19 protein-coding genes and 1 pseudogene are annotated in these 18,239 nt (G+C 65.4%); 14 read left to right on the top strand and 6 right to left on the bottom strand.

Annotation, left to right across the window (positions count from 1 at the left end; genetic code table 11):
• Positions 1-43: 43 nt before the first annotated feature.
• Positions 44-136 carry an Ms4527A family Cys-rich leader peptide gene (locus ACQPZ2_RS35285; protein ID WP_357470198.1) on the bottom strand — a complete coding sequence of 31 codons (93 nt, stop codon included), beginning with the start codon at positions 134-136 and terminating at the stop codon, positions 44-46.
• 212 nt (positions 137-348) lie between these two features.
• Between ACQPZ2_RS35285 and ACQPZ2_RS35280 the strand changes: the two genes are divergently transcribed.
• The 4 genes from ACQPZ2_RS35280 (at position 349) to ACQPZ2_RS35265 (ending at position 3,578) form a co-directional block, all read left to right on the top strand.
• Positions 349-738, top strand: a complete 390-nt coding sequence (locus ACQPZ2_RS35280) for an SgcJ/EcaC family oxidoreductase (RefSeq protein ID WP_433522373.1) — start codon at positions 349-351, stop codon at positions 736-738.
• A gap of 44 nt (positions 739-782) precedes the next feature.
• The gene (gene hemW, locus ACQPZ2_RS35275; protein WP_433522372.1) at positions 783-1,988 is read left to right on the top strand and encodes a radical SAM family heme chaperone HemW; all 1,206 of its coding nucleotides are present in this window, start codon (positions 783-785) and stop codon (positions 1,986-1,988) included.
• A gap of 216 nt (positions 1,989-2,204) precedes the next feature.
• Positions 2,205-2,420, top strand: coding sequence for a hypothetical protein (locus ACQPZ2_RS35270; RefSeq protein WP_063040796.1), 216 nt, complete (start codon positions 2,205-2,207; stop codon positions 2,418-2,420).
• Positions 2,421-2,774: 354 nt separating this feature from the next.
• Positions 2,775-3,578 (top strand): alpha/beta fold hydrolase, encoded by an 804-nt coding sequence (locus ACQPZ2_RS35265; protein ID WP_433522371.1) that lies wholly within the window; start codon positions 2,775-2,777, stop codon positions 3,576-3,578.
• A gap of 19 nt (positions 3,579-3,597) precedes the next feature.
• On the opposite strand, the gene ACQPZ2_RS35260 is transcribed toward ACQPZ2_RS35265, so the two are convergent.
• The gene (locus ACQPZ2_RS35260; RefSeq protein ID WP_433522370.1) at positions 3,598-4,269 is read right to left on the bottom strand and encodes a hypothetical protein; all 672 of its coding nucleotides are present in this window, start codon (positions 4,267-4,269) and stop codon (positions 3,598-3,600) included.
• Between the two features lie 253 nt (positions 4,270-4,522).
• Between ACQPZ2_RS35260 and hrcA the strand changes: the two genes are divergently transcribed.
• The 3 genes from hrcA to ACQPZ2_RS35245 all read left to right on the top strand — a co-directional run bounded on the left by hrcA (position 4,523) and on the right by ACQPZ2_RS35245 (position 7,543).
• Positions 4,523-5,554 carry a heat-inducible transcriptional repressor HrcA gene (gene hrcA / locus ACQPZ2_RS35255; RefSeq protein ID WP_063040803.1) on the top strand — a complete coding sequence of 344 codons (1,032 nt, stop codon included), beginning with the start codon at positions 4,523-4,525 and terminating at the stop codon, positions 5,552-5,554.
• Positions 5,555-5,647: 93 nt separating this feature from the next.
• Positions 5,648-6,799: a molecular chaperone DnaJ gene (gene dnaJ, locus ACQPZ2_RS35250; protein ID WP_433522369.1), complete on the top strand. Its 1,152-nt coding sequence runs from the start codon at positions 5,648-5,650 to the stop codon at positions 6,797-6,799.
• A 3-nt stretch (positions 6,800-6,802) separates the two neighbouring features.
• Complete coding sequence (locus tag ACQPZ2_RS35245) at positions 6,803-7,543, top strand: 16S rRNA (uracil(1498)-N(3))-methyltransferase (protein WP_433522368.1); 741 nt, start codon at positions 6,803-6,805, stop codon at positions 7,541-7,543.
• A 3-nt stretch (positions 7,544-7,546) separates the two neighbouring features.
• Here ACQPZ2_RS35245 and ACQPZ2_RS35240 read toward each other — a convergent pair.
• A pseudogene (locus tag ACQPZ2_RS35240) lies at positions 7,547-8,647 on the bottom strand (hypothetical protein); the annotation flags it as partial.
• Entirely contained in the window at positions 8,647-9,579 is a 933-nt protein-coding gene (locus ACQPZ2_RS35235; protein WP_433522367.1) for a metal-dependent hydrolase, read from the bottom strand. The pseudogene ACQPZ2_RS35240 and the gene ACQPZ2_RS35235, both read right to left, overlap by 1 nt.
• 230 nt (positions 9,580-9,809) lie before the next feature.
• Here ACQPZ2_RS35235 and ACQPZ2_RS35230 point away from each other — a divergent pair, with 230 nt between their 5' ends.
• Positions 9,810-10,436 (top strand): TetR/AcrR family transcriptional regulator, encoded by a 627-nt coding sequence (locus ACQPZ2_RS35230; protein ID WP_433522366.1) that lies wholly within the window; start codon positions 9,810-9,812, stop codon positions 10,434-10,436.
• Positions 10,437-10,570: 134 nt separating this feature from the next.
• Here the strand turns inward: ACQPZ2_RS35230 and ACQPZ2_RS35225 are convergent, their stop codons facing one another.
• Both ACQPZ2_RS35225 and ACQPZ2_RS35220 read right to left on the bottom strand, forming a co-directional pair.
• The gene (locus tag ACQPZ2_RS35225; protein WP_433522365.1) at positions 10,571-11,053 is read right to left on the bottom strand and encodes a zinc-ribbon domain-containing protein; all 483 of its coding nucleotides are present in this window, start codon (positions 11,051-11,053) and stop codon (positions 10,571-10,573) included.
• 382 nt (positions 11,054-11,435) lie between these two features.
• A complete protein-coding gene (locus ACQPZ2_RS35220) occupies positions 11,436-12,671 on the bottom strand; it encodes an MFS transporter (RefSeq protein WP_433522364.1) in 1,236 nt (411 codons plus the stop codon).
• An 88-nt stretch (positions 12,672-12,759) separates the two neighbouring features.
• Between ACQPZ2_RS35220 and ACQPZ2_RS35215 the strand changes: the two genes are divergently transcribed.
• The 6 genes from ACQPZ2_RS35215 to era all read left to right on the top strand — a co-directional run bounded on the left by ACQPZ2_RS35215 (position 12,760) and on the right by era (position 18,221).
• Positions 12,760-13,677 carry a LysR family transcriptional regulator gene (locus ACQPZ2_RS35215; protein ID WP_433522363.1) on the top strand — a complete coding sequence of 306 codons (918 nt, stop codon included), beginning with the start codon at positions 12,760-12,762 and terminating at the stop codon, positions 13,675-13,677.
• A 254-nt stretch (positions 13,678-13,931) separates the two neighbouring features.
• A complete protein-coding gene (locus ACQPZ2_RS35210; RefSeq protein ID WP_433527606.1) occupies positions 13,932-14,996 on the top strand; it encodes a PhoH family protein in 1,065 nt (354 codons plus the stop codon).
• Between the two features lie 64 nt (positions 14,997-15,060).
• A complete protein-coding gene (ybeY, locus tag ACQPZ2_RS35205) occupies positions 15,061-15,615 on the top strand; it encodes an rRNA maturation RNase YbeY (protein ID WP_040688009.1) in 555 nt (184 codons plus the stop codon).
• Positions 15,612-16,961, top strand: coding sequence for a hemolysin family protein (locus tag ACQPZ2_RS35200; protein WP_433522362.1), 1,350 nt, complete (start codon positions 15,612-15,614; stop codon positions 16,959-16,961). Before ybeY ends, ACQPZ2_RS35200 begins: the two co-directional genes overlap by 4 nt.
• Positions 16,958-17,320, top strand: a complete 363-nt coding sequence (locus tag ACQPZ2_RS35195; protein WP_433522361.1) for a cytidine deaminase — start codon at positions 16,958-16,960, stop codon at positions 17,318-17,320. The genes ACQPZ2_RS35200 and ACQPZ2_RS35195 overlap by 4 nt, the downstream gene beginning before the upstream one ends.
• A complete protein-coding gene (era, locus tag ACQPZ2_RS35190) occupies positions 17,310-18,221 on the top strand; it encodes a GTPase Era (RefSeq protein ID WP_433522360.1) in 912 nt (303 codons plus the stop codon). The genes ACQPZ2_RS35195 and era overlap by 11 nt, the downstream gene beginning before the upstream one ends.
• The last annotated feature ends 18 nt before the right edge of the window (positions 18,222-18,239 follow it).

Below are 18,239 nucleotides of genomic sequence, written 5' to 3'. Positions count from 1 at the left end.
ATCGGGGAATCACCGGGCAAACCCGGGAATGCGCGCCGCTGAGCTACCGAAGAGAACCGGGCAGACAGCAGGCGCTACAGACGCGCTTGTAGTCGACGTGGCGACGTGCCACAAGTCGTACTCCAGATCCGCGCATGCGGCCTATTGTGCCACGTCAGGGTGGCCCTTCCGACCGCGCGGCCATATTTCCCGCGAAATCGAGGGAAATTCCCTGGACTATGCGGGCCGATTGTGATGGCTGTCATAGTCAGCGGTCGCAATGCGTCGCATGATTCGTCAGGATCATCGCCAGTGAAGCGAGTCACTCGGATTGACCTCGAGTTAGGTCGAGGTAGCAAGCTCGGTCGCATGAGTACCGATACCGATCTGGACGCCATCCGCGAGGTCGTCGCCACAATTCAACATTCCCAGCAGAACGAGCTCGTCGACGAATTCGTCGGTCTGTTCCGCGAGGACGCCATCTGGACGACCGGAGGCGGCAAGCGACTGTTCGGCCGCGCGGCCATCGGTGAGTTCACCGCTCGGGTGCTGCCGGGTGCGATGCGGGACGGTACCGCGACCTACGAGGTCGAGCATGTGCTGTTCATCCGTCCGGACGTGGCTGCGGTCAAGGTGGTCCAGCGGTACTTCGACGGCGCGGGCCAGCTGTCCGGTCAGGGCTCGCCGATGTACGTCATGGCCAAGGAGGACGGACGCTGGCTCCTCACCGCGAATCAGAACACCGTGGTCGCCGACTGAACCCGCCCGCAACGGCCCAGGGGAGCGGCGGTCACACTGGAGGGGTGAGTTCCGCCGCCGCCCCGATCGAAGCCGAGACGCCTGCCCTGGTGTTGCGCGACTTCGGCGGCGGGCCGTTCGGGATCTACATCCACGTTCCGTTCTGTGCCACACGCTGCGGATATTGCGATTTCAACACCTATACCGCTGGCGAGCTGGGCACCTCGGCGTCGCCGCAGTCCTGGCTCGAGGCGCTGCGCGGTGAGTTGGCGACGGCGGCCGAACGGTTCGCTGCGCTGCCGACCACCACGCCCGAGGTGGCGACGATCTTCGTCGGCGGTGGCACGCCGTCACTGCTCGGCGGTGACGGCTTGGCGGACGTGCTGGACTCGGTGCGTGCGAACTTCACCCTCTCCGCCGATGCCGAGGTGACCACCGAATCCAATCCGGAGTCGACCGCACCGGAGTTCTTCGAACGTATCCGCGCGGCCGGATTCACCCGGGTGTCGCTGGGCATGCAATCCGCGGCCCGGCATGTGCTGAAGGTGCTGGACCGCACCCACACGCCGGGCCGAGCCGTCGCCGCGGCGAAAGAGGCTCGCGCTGCCGGATTCGACCATGTGAACCTCGACCTGATCTACGGCACGCCGGGCGAACATGACAGCGATCTGGACGCGAGCCTGGACGCGGTGCTGAGCGCGGGTGTCGACCACGTCTCGGCCTACTCGCTCATCGTCGAGGACGGCACCGCGCTGGCCCGTCGCGTGCGTCGCGGCGAACTGCCCGCTCCCGATGACGATGTGCTCGCTGCCCGCTATGAGCGCATCGACTCTCGTCTCGCTGCGGCAGGCCTCACTTGGTACGAGGTATCCAATTGGGCCGCAGGCGATTCCGCGCGCTGTCGGCACAACCTCGGGTACTGGGACGGCGGCGACTGGCTCGGCGCGGGGCCCGGCGCGCACAGCCACGTCGGCGGCGTGCGGTGGTGGAACGTCAAACACCCTGCGCGCTATGCCGATACCGTCGCGCGCGGTGGTTTTCCCGCGGCAGGCTGGGAAATGCTCACTGCCGACGAACAGCACACCGAACGCGTCATGCTCACCGTTCGCTTGCGCACCGGTCTGCCGCTGAACGAGTTGGCCCCGACGGAATCCGCCGCCGCAACCCGAATCGTCGCCGACGGTCTGGCAGTTCGCTCCGGTGACCATCTGATCCTCACCGACCGCGGCCGCCTACTCGCCGACGGCGTCGTTCGGGACCTCCTGACCTGACTCCGCTCGGGCTTTTCGTCGCCGTCTCGATCACTCACACGGCGGGGCGACAAGGTCATCGTCGAGTTGCTGGATACCTGCGAAACGGCAAGCAGGAACCGGCATAGCGGGCATTGTGACTTACCCCCACTTCACGGCTGAGTTCATGCATACCGGCCGTTGCGCTATCACAGATCGGTAAAGACGCGTAGGCTTCGGGCCAACCCAAGGAGTCTTATGCCATCGGCACGACACATCACCCTGATCCCTGAGCAGAGCGAGTTCGCCGAGGCGCGCGCCGCCGAGAAGGCCGAAAACGCGAGACAGTGCGCGATAGCCGCCAGGACGGTCGCCAGCCACGCCGAGAACGCAGCGGATTGCGAGTCCTTACTCGCCATGCTCGGCCTCGACGCACTGGCGGGCAAGATGGCAAGAACCGCGTCCGAGCTCTAGCAGCGGGCTAGTTCGCTCTCGGTCCGTGCCGTCCCGGGGTGCCGTCTGCCGCAGCGACATCCGGCCTCGGGTTGCGCTCCCACACAAGCCGTCACTATCTCGCACAACGTCTACTGTGTGCGAGATAGTGACCGGCTATGTGAGGTGCTCGAGCCTTTGCGGCAGCGCGGAGTCAGTGTCACAAGCGCTCGGGACTCCGCGTCGTCGTGCACCAATTCGGGCGGGTTGATGCGCGATAGTCGGTGCTCACGCAGAGCGCCGTAACCGACTGATCAGTCCGTCTGCGTGTCGGGGCTCGGCAAAAGGTGACAACATCATGAGCCGACAGCATCAACGACGACAGGCAGGACTCTGATGAAAATCACCCGTAGTCTTCGCGCCTGCATCGCGGCGCTCACCTTGGCTTTCACGCCTGTCCTCGCGGTCGCCCCAGCGACTGCCGAACCCCTCCCGACGATCGTGCTCGTGCACGGCGCCTTCGCCGACACCACGAGTTGGAACGGCGTAGCCGCGACGCTGCGCGACCGCGGTTATCAAGTGGTTGTTCCCGACAACCCGCTGCGCGGCCCTGCCTTCGACGCCGCGGCCATCCAGCGAACCCTGGACACCATCGCCGGACCTGTTGTCCTGGTGGGCCATTCGTATGGCGGCTTCGTCATCACCAATGTCCACGACCCGAAAGTCCAAGCGCTGGTCTACATTGCGGCCTTCGCCCCAGTGCAGGGCGAAACCGGTCTCCTCGAACTCAACCCGATCAGCTTCCCCGGCAGCCAGTTACTGCCTCCGGCGCTTCAGGTACGCGTCGTCGACGATCCAAATGGCTTGGCAGGCAAGAACATCGACGGCTACGTAGCCCCTGCCTACTTCAACTCCGTCTTCGCCCAAGACGTATCCCCCGAAGTAGCCGCCGACATGATCGCCCACCAACGCTCCCTGGCCGTATCCGCCAACGTCGAGCCCTCCGGCGCTCCCTCCTGGTCCGCAACCCCCAGCTGGTACCTCGTCTCAGCCAACGACCGCGTAATCCCCCCTGCCTCCCAACGCTTCATGGCAGACCGCATGGGTGCCCACACCAGCGAAATCGACGCCTCCCACGCCTCCCTGGTCTCCCGCCCCACCGAGGTCGCCGCCCTGGTAGAAGCCGCCGCCGGTCGATAACAGGGTCCGATCGCCGGGCCTAGTAGGTGAGCACTTGGTAAGCGCCGAGCACCATGGCCAGGATCGCTATAGAGGTGAACAACAGCCAGCTGATAATGCCGGGAATCCAGCGCTGTGGTTGTGGTCCGAGTCGGCCCGGGGTGCTGACGGCCATGGATGCCCGGGAGTAGACGCGGGTCTCGTGGTCTGCGGTGACCGGCACCATGATGTCGGCGGCCATGGGGTGGCTGCCGAAGCGGGACCAGGGCGCTCGCCATGGTGGTGGTCCGACGCGCAGATGGTGTAGTCCCGGTTCGGCGGGAATGAAGGTGACGCCCCAGCCGACCTTCTGCGGCACGTGCTGTCCGTTGAGCACGACGTCCGGGCGGGTGAACAGATGCGCCAAGACCCTCGGCATGCAGGACGCCACCAACGCGATTCCGGTCTCCGCGGGTTCCGGCTGGAAGCGGGGCATCGGATCGTTCTCGTCGACGCCGTGCGCCAGGATGAAATTGAACGGCAGGAGGGTGCCTCGGTAGGGCGGCATCGGGGTCTGGGGGAGCGAGCCGTCGGGCAGCACATAGTCGGCCACCCGCAGCACGCGGTAGTCCGGCGCTTTCGGCGGCAACCCGAAGGGGCGGAAGCCGATCGGTGGAGTTGCCGGACCGCCGAGGGCGGGCGCGAGGATTTGCGGATAGTCCGGTTCGTTCACGGCTTTCGAATCCCCCTGTCACACTGGCTGCGCGGTGAGGTTAGCAGTCGGATCTCGCTCCGGCGCAACGTCAGTCGGTGTCGAGGGGATCTGGGTCACATGCGTCCATGGTGTGCGAACGGGCAATTGTCGAATAGGCAATTAGACTGGATAAACAGACGTACCTAGTAGCCTGCATCGAATTCGGGTCGATGCGGACGGTGCGCACGTGACCGTTACGACGTACCCGAGGACGAGCGAGGAGGTGGGGCCCATGTCGAGCACCGAGGATCGGCGCTTCGAGGTCCTGCGTGCGATCGTCGCGGACTATGTCGCGACCAAGGAGCCGATCGGGTCGAAGACCCTGGTGGAGCGGCACAACCTCGGAGTATCCAGCGCGACGGTTCGCAACGATATGGCGGTGCTGGAGGCCGAGGGCTACATCACCCAGCCGCACACCAGTTCCGGTCGCATTCCGACCGACAAGGGCTACCGGCAGTTCGTCGACCGCATCTCCGAAGTGAAGCCGCTCTCGCCGGCCGAGCGCCGGGCGATCATGGAATTCCTGGAGTCCGGCGTCGATCTCGACGACGTGCTGCGCCGCGGTGTTCGGCTGCTTGCTCAGCTCACCCGTCAGGTCGCGGTCGTCCAGTATCCGACGGTGTCGGCGTCCACGGTCCGCCACATCGAGGTGGTCGCGCTGAATCCGGCGCGGTTGCTGCTGGTCGTGATCACCGACACCGGTCGCGTCGACCAGCGTCTGGTGGAACTCGGCGCACTCGTCGATGATCAGGACCTGGCCGCGCTGCGCGGCATGCTCGGTGGTGCGATGGACGGCAAGCGCCTGTCCGACGCCTCCGCGGCCGTCGCGGAATTGCCCGAGCGAGCGCCGGTGCGGCTGAAGGATGTGCTGGTGCGCGTCTCGACCGTGCTGGTCGAGACCTTGGTCGAGCATCCGGAAGAGCGGCTGGTGCTCGGCGGCACCGCCAACCTGACCCGCAATGCCGCCGACTTCGTCTTCCCCGGTTCGCTGCGCGATGTGCTCGAGGCACTGGAGGAGCAGGTGATCGTGCTGAAGCTGCTCGCGGCCGCCCAGCATCCGGGCACCATCACGGTGCGCATCGGCGAGGAGACCCAGGTCGAGCAGATGCGCGGAACCTCGGTCGTGTCGACCGGCTACGGTGCCGCGGGTGCGGTGCTCGGCGGTATGGGCGTGCTGGGTCCGACCCGGATGGACTATCCGGGGACCATCGCATCGGTCGCGGCCGTTGCCCGTTATATCGGTGAGGTGCTCGCGGAGCGCTGAGGGCACCCGTCGCTGATACGCTCGATCCTCCGGCGGATAAAGTTGAGTGCATCCGACTAATGCTGTTGCAAACCAAGGACTAGAGAACTCAAAGTGGCACGGGACTACTACGGACTGCTCGGCGTTGCGAAGAACGCGACCGACCAGGAGATCAAGCGCGCCTACCGCAAGCTGGCGCGGGAGCTCCACCCCGACGTCAACCCCGACGAGGCGGCGCAGGCCAGGTTCAAGGAAGTGTCGACCGCCTACGAGGTGCTGTCGGATCCGGAGAAGCGGCGCGTCGTCGATATGGGCGGCGATCCGTTGGAGTCCGGTGGCGGCGGCGCGGGCTTCACCGGCGCCGGTTTCGGCGGGCTCGGCGATGTCTTCGAGGCCTTCTTCGGCGGTATGAGCGGTTCCGGCGGGACGCGCAAGCCGCGCGGCCGGGTGCAGCCCGGCGCCGATTCGCTGCTGCGGACCCGGCTCAGCCTGGCCGAATGCGCGGTCGGGGTCACCAAGCACCTGACCGTCGACACCGCCATCCTCTGCGATATCTGCCACGGCGCGGGCACCAACGGCAAGTCCAAGGCGGTGCGCTGCGAGACCTGTGGTGGGGCGGGCGAGGTCCAGTCCGTGCAACGTTCGTTCCTCGGTCAGGTGCTGACCTCACGTCCGTGTCCGACCTGTCGCGGCGCGGGTGAGACCATTCCCGATCCGTGCCACAAGTGCGGCGGCGACGGGCGGGTGCGGGCGCGTCGCGAGATCGCCGCGCCGATTCCGGCCGGTGTCGCCAATGGCATGCGGGTGCGGCTGGCCGCGCAGGGCGAGGTCGGTCCCGGCGGTGGGCACGCGGGCGATCTGTATGTGGAGATCGTCGAGCAGCCACACGATGTCTTTGTTCGCGACGGCGACGATCTGCATTGCACCATCCGGGTGCCGATGGTCGATGCCGCACTCGGCACCACGGTCGTCATCGATACCATCCTGGACGGCCCGACCGAGCTGACCATTCCGCCGGGCACCCAGCCGGGCGAGATCTCGGTGCTTCGCGGCCACGGCATGCCGCGCCTGCGCTCCGGCGCGCGCGGTGATCTGCTCGCCCATCTGGACATCGTGGTGCCGACCAAACTCGACGCCAAGACCACCGATCTGCTGCGCAAATACAAGGGCATGCGCACCGGTGATCGCGCCGAGGTGATGTCGGCGCAGTCCGAGCACAACAGCGGCCTGTTCGCCCGGCTGCGAGCGTCGTTCAGCGGGCGATAGTCGTTGGCCGCCACGGTCTTCTATCTCTCCGATATTCCGGAGCCAGGTGCCATCGCGGTGCTGGACGGTCCGGAGGGACGCCATGCCGCGACGGTGCGCCGCATCCGGGTCGGCGAGCCGATCACGCTGTCCGACGGCTCCGGTCTGCTCGCGGCATCGGAAGTTGTTGCGGCGCAGAAGGATCGGCTCGAGCTGAAGGTGCTCGATCGGGTGCTCGCCGCGCCCGCGACGCCACGGGTGACCATTGTGCAGGCGCTGCCGAAGTCCGACCGCTCGGAGCTGGCCGTCGAGCTGATGACCGAGGCGGGCGCCGATGTCATCATCCCGTGGCAGGCCGCGCGCTGCATCGCCAACTGGGAAGCCAAGGCGGACAAGGCCGTTGAGAAATGGCGTGCCGCCGCCCGCTCGGCCGCACGGCAGTCCCGCCGCGCCTACATCCCCGAGGTCGCCGACCTGCACCGCACCCGCGACCTGCTCGACAAGGTCCGTGCGGTCGTCGCCGCGGGCGGAATCGCGGTGGCACTACACGAATCCGGCACCGCGCGCTTCGTCGAGCTGCCGTTCGACAAGGCCACCGAAATCCTGCTGATCGTCGGCCCCGAAGGCGGTCTAGACGACTCCGAGCTCACCGCCTTCGCTGCTGCCGGCGCCGACGTAACCCTGCTCGGCCCCACCGTCTTGCGCACCTCCACCGCCGCCGCCGTCGCTCTCGGCGCCTTGGGCGCGTTGACCTCCCGCTGGTAGCGGCTCGGCTGCTCGGTACGGCACCGTGAAGATCGCCAGCACACAAAGTATTGCGACCGCGAAACACGCCAGCGCGTACCAGAGATTCCCGATGGGGTCGCCATTGCTCGTCGAACCGTCGACGGCAGCGAAGTAATCGGGCAGCGCGCTTACCCAGAGCAACGCCATCACGCCGAGGTACACGACGCCGTAGATCCGTACGAAGCGGTTCGTGTAGTCCGAGTGGTCTCGCCGTAGCCGCAGCCACTGGCGAGTGAGAATCGGAATCGCGACAATGCTGACGACGACCAATTCGGCCGCATAGAGGAATCCCCGCAACGTGGTGCTCCCGGCGCCGAAAACTGTTGCCGGGATCGGCAATACACCCGTACCCAGCGACCCGAGAATGCCGATGACGACAGTGCGCCACACCAATTGCGGTCCAGAGAAACCGCGCCCCTGGTCGATATGACGACCGACGAGCAACTGGACGAAGAACGCCAGCGACATCGGCCACAGCGCGGCGAATACCACCACACTCGGTAGCGGAACCGAGTCGAACATCGGTTGATTGAGCGAATTCTCGGTCGACCACTCCCACCAGCGCAGTTGCGGTCCCAGGTGGTCGAAGATCTCATAGAAGCCGTGGTGGACGAAGCCTACGCAGACGGCGCCGACGAGCACACCGTATCGACGGAAAACGCCCAGCATTCGGACGATTTCGAAGGCCAACGTGGCCATCAATGGGTAGATCGCCACGATATAGAGGGGGAGCCGACCCCAGAGGAAATCCACGGTGAAGACGTTGTGCGCGAACATCGTGTCGACGTGTGCGTCGATGCCGAAGGCCGCCGGAAAGTACAGCGGTGGTTCGATGATGAACAGATATGCGGTCGCGCCGAACCAGACCACGAGATTTGTCGGATCGCCGTGACGTCGCAGGCGCACAATCGCGTAGATCAGCGCGAGCACCGCGCCGAGGACGATGGTGAACTCGAGTACCGGCAGCGTCCAGTTCTCCAATGCGAAAGGGTTTCGCACCTCGACGAGTCCACCGGCCTCCTGACAGGAAAAGCCGAGCGCCTTCGCGAGTTCGTCGAAGGTGGGTGCGCAATGATCGGCCATCAGTCCCCCTGCGCCGCAATGGAATCGGCGGTGTACCAATGTGATACGTCGTAACCGGCGTCATAGCGCTTGAACCACACATCGGCGAGTGCGGGCAGCTTCTCGTGATCGGGATTGTGCTTGGGCAATTGACTGCGGATGATGCCCACCAGCGCGATCAGTTGTTCGCCGAGTCGTAGATCGTCGAACGCGCGCGACATCGGACCGTTGTCCTCGACGGGCAGCCGCAACAACTTCCGCAGCTTCTGCTTACCCCGGTGCGTCGCGAACATCGCCAGTGCATCGATGCGCCGATCCTCCTGCGGCACATGCTTATTGAAGCCTGCGCTGGCCACCTTGACGACATTCATGACGTGCCGGAAGATCGACGGCGCCATGCGCATGCGGTAGGCGTCGCTGCCGACAATCGAATCGAAAATGATCAACGCCGAACTGCGATGTTCGACTTCCTCGACGAAGTGCCAGATGAACAGCGATGCGACACGGTCGTCGCCCGGCCGGAACAGGGTCGAATCGTTGTCGAGCATCAATTTGAACACCGGTGTGAAGGTGGCCTCCAGGTCGGCGGTGTAGGCGAGCCGATATTCCAGGGGGGTCTGCACGGTGAGGCGGTCGAATTCCGCGATCACTTCGTTGAGGGTCTCCTGGAGCCCGGGGTATCGCCTGATCAGGGCATTGGCGTGCTGGCGGTGGGCCGTCGAGTGCTGGCCCTCCTGACGCACGAATGCGTCCGCTTCCTCCGCGACCGCGGGATCGGTTATCCGCGGCATGGCCTCGCGAATCATATTGACGATCATCTTCTCGAAGCCGATGGCCAGGAAGGACACCGCGTTGGCCATGGACGAGAAGGCCGGATTCTCTTCGTTCCACAGGAACGGTACGTCGTAGTCCGCGAATGCGAATCGCATCTTTCGGACTTGCAGATCGGTCACTTGGCTGTACCTCGTAATTCGGAAGGGGGCTGTAGCCGTGTTCGGACGTGCCGAAGCTTCGATACCGGTGATCATACACAGATCGAGTCATGTGTATGATGATAATTGCTCGAGCTGGGACAATGACGGCCCTGTGGTAGCGTCAGAGCCCCTGATCAGGACGGTCGGCAGGGTTGTCCCGCTGTCGGTTTCGCATGCGAGGGACATCGTTCGAACCGAGGGGGCGAGCAGTGGCAGGAAGGCGCGGGTGGGGCGGGAGTCCGCCGAACAGCGATGAAGAAGCGTCCCGTCGAATAGTCGCCGCCGCAGTCGATCTCATCGGACAGACGGGTTCGGAGATCAGCATCGCCGACGTCGCGGAATCACTGGGGGTCATCCGTCAGACGGTGTATCGATACTTCCCCAGTGCGGACGCGCTGATGCAGGCCGCGGCCATCGCTTCGGTCGACGGTTTTCTGGACCGGCTGACGAAGCAGGTCAGCGGTATCGAGGACCCTGTCGAAGCCATGACCGAGGGCGTGGTCTTCACGCTGTCCGATGTGCGTCGAACGCCCCACCTGGGCATTCTGCTGTCCAGCACATATTCGAATGTGCACCCCGAAGGCCTCACCTCCGAAGCGGCACAAACCTTCGGCATGACAATGATCAAACGCTTCGACGTCGATTGGGCGCGTTACGGATACGACGACGCGTCCCTGCACGAACTCGTCGAATACATCCTGCGAACGATGCAGTCGTTCTTCGTTTCTCCGGGCAATCCGCCACGCAGTGATGATGAGCTGCGTCGGTATTTACGACGCTGGATGGGGGCCGCGATCGTCGCCCAGCCGAGGTCGGACGGACTACGCGGGGGCTGACGATCCTGCGGGCCTCGGCGTCGACATGGGCGTCTATCTCCTGGACGGTACCGCTGCCGTACTCGACCGTGTCGTACTCGTCGTCGAGGCTGGCGAGGGGTTCGGCAAGCGGCAGTTCATGACCGAAGGCTCGGTCAGTGCTGCCACCGGCCGTTCGGCGCGCTGGGGCCGGGCTGCTGCCAGGGTGCGTTCGGTCCGCCGGGGACGGGTTGCTGCACGTGGGCGTTAGGGGCGCCGAGAGTTGGCTGCTGCTGCCAGTTGGAGTTGGGTGCAGCGAGGGCGGCCTGTTGTGGGTGGGCGTTGGGTGCGCCGGGGGCGGGCCAGTTGGCGTTGGGGCCGCCTGGGGCAGGGTGCTGGGGCTGGGCGGAACCCATTTTCTCGGCGTTGGCGCGGGCGATGAGGCCGGTGACCTGGGGTACGGCGAGGGGTGTCGATGCGCCGCACCAGGTGCATTCCATGTAGTGCTTGTTACCGAGCGGGATGATCGGGATGAAGAAGACTGTGAAAGTAGTGGCCAGTCTGCGCAGCGCGTGTGCGGCGGGGTTGCCGCAGCGGCCGCAGACCAAGGTGATCATGGCGAGCGTGTGGAGACGCCGCTGCCAGCCGAAGATCAGCATGTGAAACCCCCGAAGTAAGAGAATTCGATATCGGTCACAGTAGTAGATCGGCCAGGCTGCCTCCGTAGTTAACGGACGGCCACCCCTGCGGTTTGCGTATATGGCACAAATGCTGTGGTCTTATCCGTGGATCGATATCCAGTGGCTTTGCTTATAAATTGCTGGAAGCGTCCGGACTCGGGTGCATACAGCCGTTCGCAGTCAGCCTCGAGACCCGTTGCCCGCACCAGCCCGTCATCCGAACTCCGCCGCGCCGCCGACGCCAGCGACACCGGCTGCCCTGCGAAACACGTTGGACTGCCTTCGCCGCCGCGACCCACGCTTGGTCCGGACGTCGGCCTGCGACCTCGCGGTCATGAGCGCCGTAGGTGATCGCCGGATATCACGCCGTCGGCGCGGCACAGACTCGGGAAGTAGCAACGGTTCCGACTCCGCGGCGGGTGTGAATCGCCAAGTACCACACCAGGACTGCGGCTACAGCCATCATTACACCGACGCAGGCCGCCAGCCCGGCCCACCCTCCCTTCGCATAGGCGATCCCTGTCGTACCGCCGATGACGGCGCTGCCGAGGTAGTAGGTGAACAGGTACAGCGACGATCCGGCGCCACCGGGAGCTATCGCGCCGACCCAGGTGCTCGCCACCGCGTGGGCGCCGAAAAACCCTGCGGTGCAAAGGGCTACCCCAAGGATGACCGCGATCAATAGGTCCGGGATGCTGACCAGGACGCCGACACCCATCAGCGCGACGGATGCCGCGAGCACGCGGTGCTTACCGATGCGATCGGCCCAACGCCCGGCAGCGGCAGAGGCGAGCGTGCCGGCCAGATACAGCAGGAACACCGAACCCGCCACGGCCGCAGGTAATTCGAACGGCGGCCGGGTCAGCCGATATCCGAGGAAGTTGTAGATCGACACGAATCCGCCCACCAGAACGAAGGCCAGCCCGAACAGCGCAAGCAGCCCGCCGTGCCGCAACGGCGCGCCGATATCGCGCAGCACGGTACGCATTCCGGCGGGTCGAGCGACGAACTCACGCGACTCTGGCAACCCACGCACGAACCAGACGGTGCACCCGGCCGCCGCAACGCCGACCGCGGCCTCGGCCCAGCGCCATGAGGTCAGATCCAACGCGAATGCCGGAATCAACCGCCCGGACAACCCGCCGATCGACGTGCCCGCGACATAAACACCCATCGCCGCACCCAACCCGTCGCCTCCGATCTCCTCGGCCAAATACGCCATTGCGACCGCAGGCACCCCGGCCAACGCCACCCCTTGCAGCGCCCGCCCCGCCAGCAGCACCTCCAGCGACGGGCTCAGCGGCAGCAGCAGACCGATGACCGCCGATACCACCGCCGACCAGGTCATCACTGTTGTACGCCCGAGCCGCGAGGACAACGCACTCACCGGCACGATCGCCAACGCAAGAAACCCGGTGGTCAACGACACGGCCAAAGCGGCCTGCGCCGGGGCGACCCCGAATGCCGCCGACAGACTCGGCAGCAACGCCTGCGCGCTGTACATCGACACGAAGGTGGCCAGCCCTGCGGCGAACAGCGCGGTAGTGATCCGACGTTCGTGTGATGTGTTGATCGAGCGGGCATCCGTGCTGGTCATGGCACCAGAATCGACACTTGCTCTTAAGAAGGGAAATGAATAGTAATCTGGTTTCTAATGCATTGGACGCATAAGGAAAGGTCTGTACGTGCTGGGTGACGACCTGCTGTGGTTCACGACACTCGCCGAACTGGAGCGCGTCGGCGCGGCTGCCGAGCGGCTGCATATCGCCCAGCCGACGCTCTCGCGCATGCTGGCCCGCCTCGAGCGCCGCCTCGGCGTCGAACTCTTCGATCGTCACGGAAAACGCATCGTGCTGAACGAATTCGGCCGGACCTACTACGAACACGCCCGCCGCGCCCAGTCCGAACTCGATGCCGCAGCCCAAGCCGTCGCCGACCTTGCCGATCCCGCGAAAGGCGGTGTCCGCCTGTCGTTTCAGCACTCCTTCGGCAGCTGGCTGATCCCGCAACTGATCGGCGGTTTCCGCCGCGGATCCTCGCGCATATCGTTCACCCTCTGGCAGGGCGCGTTCGACGCGGTAATCCACCAGATAGTCGACGGCACAGCGGATTTGGCGATCGTGTCGCCCCGTCCGTCGGCCCCTGGCATCGGCTGGCGCAAACTCCTCGCCCAGCCGCTCGCGCTGGCCGTGCCCGCGGAACATCGGCTCGCCGCCCGCCGACAGATCCGTCTCGCCGAGCTCGGCGACGCCGAATTCATCACCATGCATCCGGGTTTCGGTATGCGCCGGATTCTCGACGAACTCTGCGCCGCCGCGAATATCCGCCCCCGCATCGCCTTCGAATCGAGCGACCTGCTCACCGCCGCGGGACTGGTCGCGGCCGGACTCGGCGTCGCGCTGCTGCCGCTGGAAGATCCCACGCCCGCAGCCGGTTCGCTGTCGGGCATCGTGACCGTCCCGCTCGCCGATGCCGCAGCGGCCCGCGATGTGGGGCTGATCTGGTCGGCGACCGCCCCGCCATCGGATGCGGTGCGTCGATTTCGTGACTTCACCGAGGATTGGGCACGCCGGCGCAGGGGAATCCAGATGCCACGACGGTAGGTAGCGATCAGCAGGCAATCGCCACCCCGTCAGCTGACCATTTCGAGCGACCTGCAAGCAATCGCTGCGGCCGTGGTAGCCGTTTATTCACTGCCTGTTGTCAGTGGGGCGCGTTAAACTTTCATCAACGACGCAGCAATTCGAGACCGGAAAGCAGGCTATAGCCACTTTTGAGAACACAAGGCGAGATCGGCGACCCGACTACCCCCACTGCAGGCGGGAGTTTACCCACCCCACCGACTTCGTCGGCCTCCATCCCCCGAGGTGCAGACAACGGTACAGGCCCGGCAGCGCGCACCGTGCGTTCCAGCATCGAACTCGCTCCCGAATCCGTGTTCCCCTTCCTCGGTTCGGCCGACCAGAACCTGCGTGAACTCGAGCAGTTGCTGGATGCGGATATCCATGTCCGCGGCAATTCCGTCACCCTCACCGGCAAGGCGGCCGATGTCGCGCTCGCCGAGCGGGTGATCGAACAGCTCGTCGCGCTGACCGGTCGCAATCGAGTGGTGACTCCGGAGGCGGTGCGCCACACCGTATCCATGCTCACCGAGGGTTCCTCGGAATCCCCGGCCGAGGTGCTGAGCCTGGACATTCTGTCCCGGCGCGGTAAAACCATCCGGCCCAAGACACTCAACCAGAAGCGTTACGTCGACGCGATCGACGCCAACACCATCGTGTTCGGCATCGGCCCCGCGGGTACCGGCAAGACGTATCTGGCGATGGCCAAGGCTGTGCAGGCATTGCAGACCAAGCAGGTCAACCGGATCATCCTCACCCGTCCCGCCGTCGAGGCGGGCGAGCGGCTCGGGTTCCTGCCCGGCACGCTCAACGAGAAGATCGATCCCTATCTGCGCCCGCTCTACGACGCGCTGCACGACATGATGGATCCGGAGGCCATTCCGAAGCTGATGGCGGCCGGTGTCATCGAGGTCGCACCGCTTGCGTATATGCGAGGTCGCACGCTGAACGATTCGTTCATCATTCTCGACGAGGCGCAGAACACCACGGCCGAGCAGATGAAGATGTTCCTCACCCGGCTCGGATTCGGTTCGAAGATCGTGGTGACCGGTGACGTCACCCAGGTCGACCTGCCCAATGGCGCGCGCTCGGGTCTGCGCGCGGCGAGTGAGATCCTGACCGGCATCGAAGATATCCATTTCGCCCAGCTGACCAGCAGCGATGTGGTTCGGCACCGGTTGGTCTCCGATATCGTCGACGCCTACGAGCGGGCCGAGGCCGAGCGGGTCACCCAGGTCGGACCGCACTATCCGGGCAATCGCGCACAGCGCCGCGCCGCGAGCCGGGGAGATCGGCGATAGTGCGACGGACGTGTCCGGGCCAGCCGCGCGGTGCGGGCCCGGGCACACCGAATACCCTGATCAGGTGAGCATCGAGATCGCCAACGAGTCGGGTGTCGACGTACCCGAAGAAGACCTGGTCAGTGTCGCGCGATTCGTGATCGGCCGGATGGACGTGCATCCGGCGGCCGAGCTGTCGATGGTGCTCGTCGATCTCGACACCATGGCGGATCTGCATATGCGCTGGATGGACCTACCCGGCCCGACCGATGTCATGTCCTTCCCGATGGACGAACTGGAGCCCGGTGGTCGACCGGACAGCGCCGAACCGGGTCCGTCCATGCTCGGCGATATTGTGCTGTGCCCCGAATTCGCCGCCGGTCAGGCCCGCAAGGCCGGTCACTCGCTCGATCACGAACTCGCCCTGCTCACCGTGCACGGCGTGCTCCATCTGCTCGGCTACGACCATGCCGAGCCGGAGGAGGAGAAGGAGATGTTCGCCTTGCAGGCGCGGCTGCTCGAGGAGTGGTACGAGAGCCTGCGCGAGGCCCAGCGGCGCGCCGAATTGGCCGAGCGCGATGCCCGGCTGCTGGGGAAGGCCGGTTTCACAACGCCCGGTGAGGCGCTAGGCCCCGCGTGAATTCGCTGACCCTGATCCTGCTGGCGGTTCTGCTCGTCCCGGTCGGTGGGGTGTTCGCCGGAGTCGATTCGGCGCTGAACACCGTCTCACCGGCGCGTCTCGACGATATGGTCCGGGCGGAGCGGCCCGGTGCGGTGCGGCTGACCAGGATCGTGGCCGATCGGCCGCGATATGTGAATCTGCTTGTGCTGCTTCGTATTCTGTGCGAGATCTGCGCGACTGTGCTGTTGGCGGCGGCGCTGATTCCGCTATGGGACGACAATTGGGCGCTGCTGTTCACCGCGGCCGTCATGGTGCTGGTGGACTATGTGGTGATCGGAGTGGGTCCACGCACACTCGGCCGTCAGCACGCCTACTCCATTGCTTTGGCCTCGGCGCTGCCGCTGCAGTTCATCGGCACGGTACTCGGTCCGGTCAGCAGGCTGCTGATCCTCATCGGCAATGCGATCACCCCCGGTAAGGGATTTCGCAACGGCCCCTTCGCATCCGAGATCGAGCTGCGGGAAGTGGTCGAGATGGCCAGTGAGCGCGGTGTGGTGGCCGACGACGAACGCCGCATGATCCAGTCGGTCTTCGAACTCGGCGATACCCCGGCCCGCGCGGTCATGGTCCCGCGCACCGAAATGGTCTGGATCGAGGCGGATAAGACTGCGGCACAGGCGACGTCGCTCGCGGTGCGCAGTGGTCACTCCCGCATTCCGGTGGTCGGCGAGAACGTCGACGACATCCTCGGCGTGGTGTACCTGAAAGACCTTGTGCCATACGCGGATAGAAGCCGCAAGGTACAGGTGCGCGATGCCATGCGCCCGGCGGTGTTCATGCCCGACTCCAAACCGCTGGACAGCCTGCTCGACGAAATGCAGCGCCGCAGAAACCATATGGCGATACTGGTCGACGAATACGGCGGCATCGCCGGACTGGTGACCATCGAGGATGTGCTCGAGGAGATCGTCGGTGAGATCGCCGACGAATACGACACCGACGAAACCCCGCCCATCGAGGATCTCGGCGAGGGCCGCTACCGGGTTTCGGCACGACTGTCGGTCGACGATCTGGCCGACCTGTACGGCTTGGAAATCGAGGAGGAGGACGTCGACACCGTCGGCGGCCTGCTCGCCCACGCACTGGGCCGGGTGCCGCTGCCCGGCTCCAAAGCCGTTGTGCACGGCCTGGTGCTGCGTGGCGAAGGCGGTGCGGACGCGCGGGGACGGGTGCGGGTGCATACCGTTGTGGTGCGCAAGGCGCCGGAGAAATCGCATGCCGAGAAGGCCAACGGCAAGCGCAAAAGTAACGGATCCGAGCGGGAAATCCCGACCGATCGTGATGAGAACGGAGACAGCGAATGACCGATTTGGATGCCGAGGACACCAAACTCGTGGTGCTGGCGAAAGGCGCGCTCGGCCGCACCGGCGGCAACTCGGGCGCCGCCATCCGCGATACCGACGGCCGCACCTACGCGGCCGGTGACGTCGCCCTGCAGTCCCTGCGACTGACCGCCCTGCAGGCCGCCGTCGCGGCCGCGATTTCCAGTGGCGCAGAGGGATTCGAAGCGGCCGTGGTAGTCAGCGGCAAGCTATCGGATGCGGGCGTCTTCGCGGTTCGCGAGGTTTCGCCCGAGGCGCGCATCGTCTTCACCGACCGCTCGGGTGCGGTCTTCGAGATCGTCGACGATGCCGCGGGCGCGGAGGTGCAGGGTGGCCGATAAGTTCACCGAATTCCGTTCCGGCTTCGTCTGTTTCGTCGGCCGCCCGAATACCGGCAAGTCGACGCTGACCAATGCGCTGGTCGGCCAGAAGATCGCGATCACCTCCTCGCGCCCGCAGACCACCCGCCACACCATCCGCGGCATCGTGCACCGCGAGCACGCCCAGCTCATCCTGGTCGACACCCCGGGTCTGCACCGCCCGCGCACGCTGCTCGGCCAGCGCCTGAACGACCTTGTCCGCGATACGTATTCCGAAGTCGACGTGATCGCGCTGTGCATTCCCGCCGACGAGAAAATCGGACCCGGCGACAAGTGGATCCTGCAGCAGATCAAGCAGATGGCGCCGAAAACCACTCTGCTCGGGGTGGTCACCAAGATCGACAAGGTGAGTCGCGACCAGGTCGCCGAACAGTTGATGGCGCTGTCGCAACTGCTCGGCCCGGACCACGACGTCGTACCGGTCTCCGCCGTCAAGGGCGAGCAGGTCGAGGTCCTGGTCGACGTCATCGCCTCGAAAATGCCGGAGGGCCCGGCCTTCTACCCCGACGGCGAGCTCACCGACGAGCCCGAGGAAACCCTCATGGCCGAGCTCATCCGCGAGGCCGCCCTGGAGGGCGTCCGCGACGAACTCCCGCATTCGCTCGCCGTGGTCATCGAAGAAGTCCTCCCGCGCGAAGAGAACGACGACATGCTCGACGTGCACGCGCTGCTCTACGTCGAACGCCCCTCGCAGAAGGCCATCGTCATCGGCAAGGGCGGCGCCCGCCTCAAAGAGGTAGGCACCAACGCCCGCAAACAAATCGAGCACATCCTCGGTGTCCGCATCTACCTGCACCTGCACGTCAAGGTCGCCAAGGATTGGCAGCGCGACCCGAAACAGCTTGGCAAGCTCGGGTTCTGACAGCTGGATACCCCCAGG

Origin of the sequence: Nocardia pseudovaccinii, from assembly GCF_050942345.1 — a bacterium.
Classification (GTDB): Bacteria; Actinomycetota; Actinomycetes; order Mycobacteriales; family Mycobacteriaceae; genus Nocardia; species Nocardia pseudovaccinii.
This window is presented reverse-complemented; position numbering and strand designations above follow the sequence as displayed.

What these genes read in the sequence shown, in the direction of transcription:
- hrcA (WP_063040803.1), top strand. Translation starts at nt 4,523, where the DNA reads ATGTCGAGCACCGAGGATCGGCGCTTCGAGGTCCTGCGTGCGATCGTC.
- ACQPZ2_RS35270 (WP_063040796.1), top strand. Translation starts at nt 2,205, where the DNA reads ATGCCATCGGCACGACACATCACCCTGATCCCTGAGCAGAGCGAGTTC.
- ACQPZ2_RS35285 (WP_357470198.1), bottom strand. Translation starts at nt 136, where the DNA reads ATGCGCGGATCTGGAGTACGACTTGTGGCACGTCGCCACGTCGACTAC.
- ACQPZ2_RS35195 (WP_433522361.1), top strand. Translation starts at nt 16,958, where the DNA reads ATGACCGATTTGGATGCCGAGGACACCAAACTCGTGGTGCTGGCGAAA.
- ACQPZ2_RS35225 (WP_433522365.1), bottom strand. Translation starts at nt 11,053, where the DNA reads ATGCTGATCTTCGGCTGGCAGCGGCGTCTCCACACGCTCGCCATGATC.
- ACQPZ2_RS35265 (WP_433522371.1), top strand. Translation starts at nt 2,775, where the DNA reads ATGAAAATCACCCGTAGTCTTCGCGCCTGCATCGCGGCGCTCACCTTG.
- ACQPZ2_RS35280 (WP_433522373.1), top strand. Translation starts at nt 349, where the DNA reads ATGAGTACCGATACCGATCTGGACGCCATCCGCGAGGTCGTCGCCACA.
- ACQPZ2_RS35220 (WP_433522364.1), bottom strand. Translation starts at nt 12,671, where the DNA reads ATGACCAGCACGGATGCCCGCTCGATCAACACATCACACGAACGTCGG.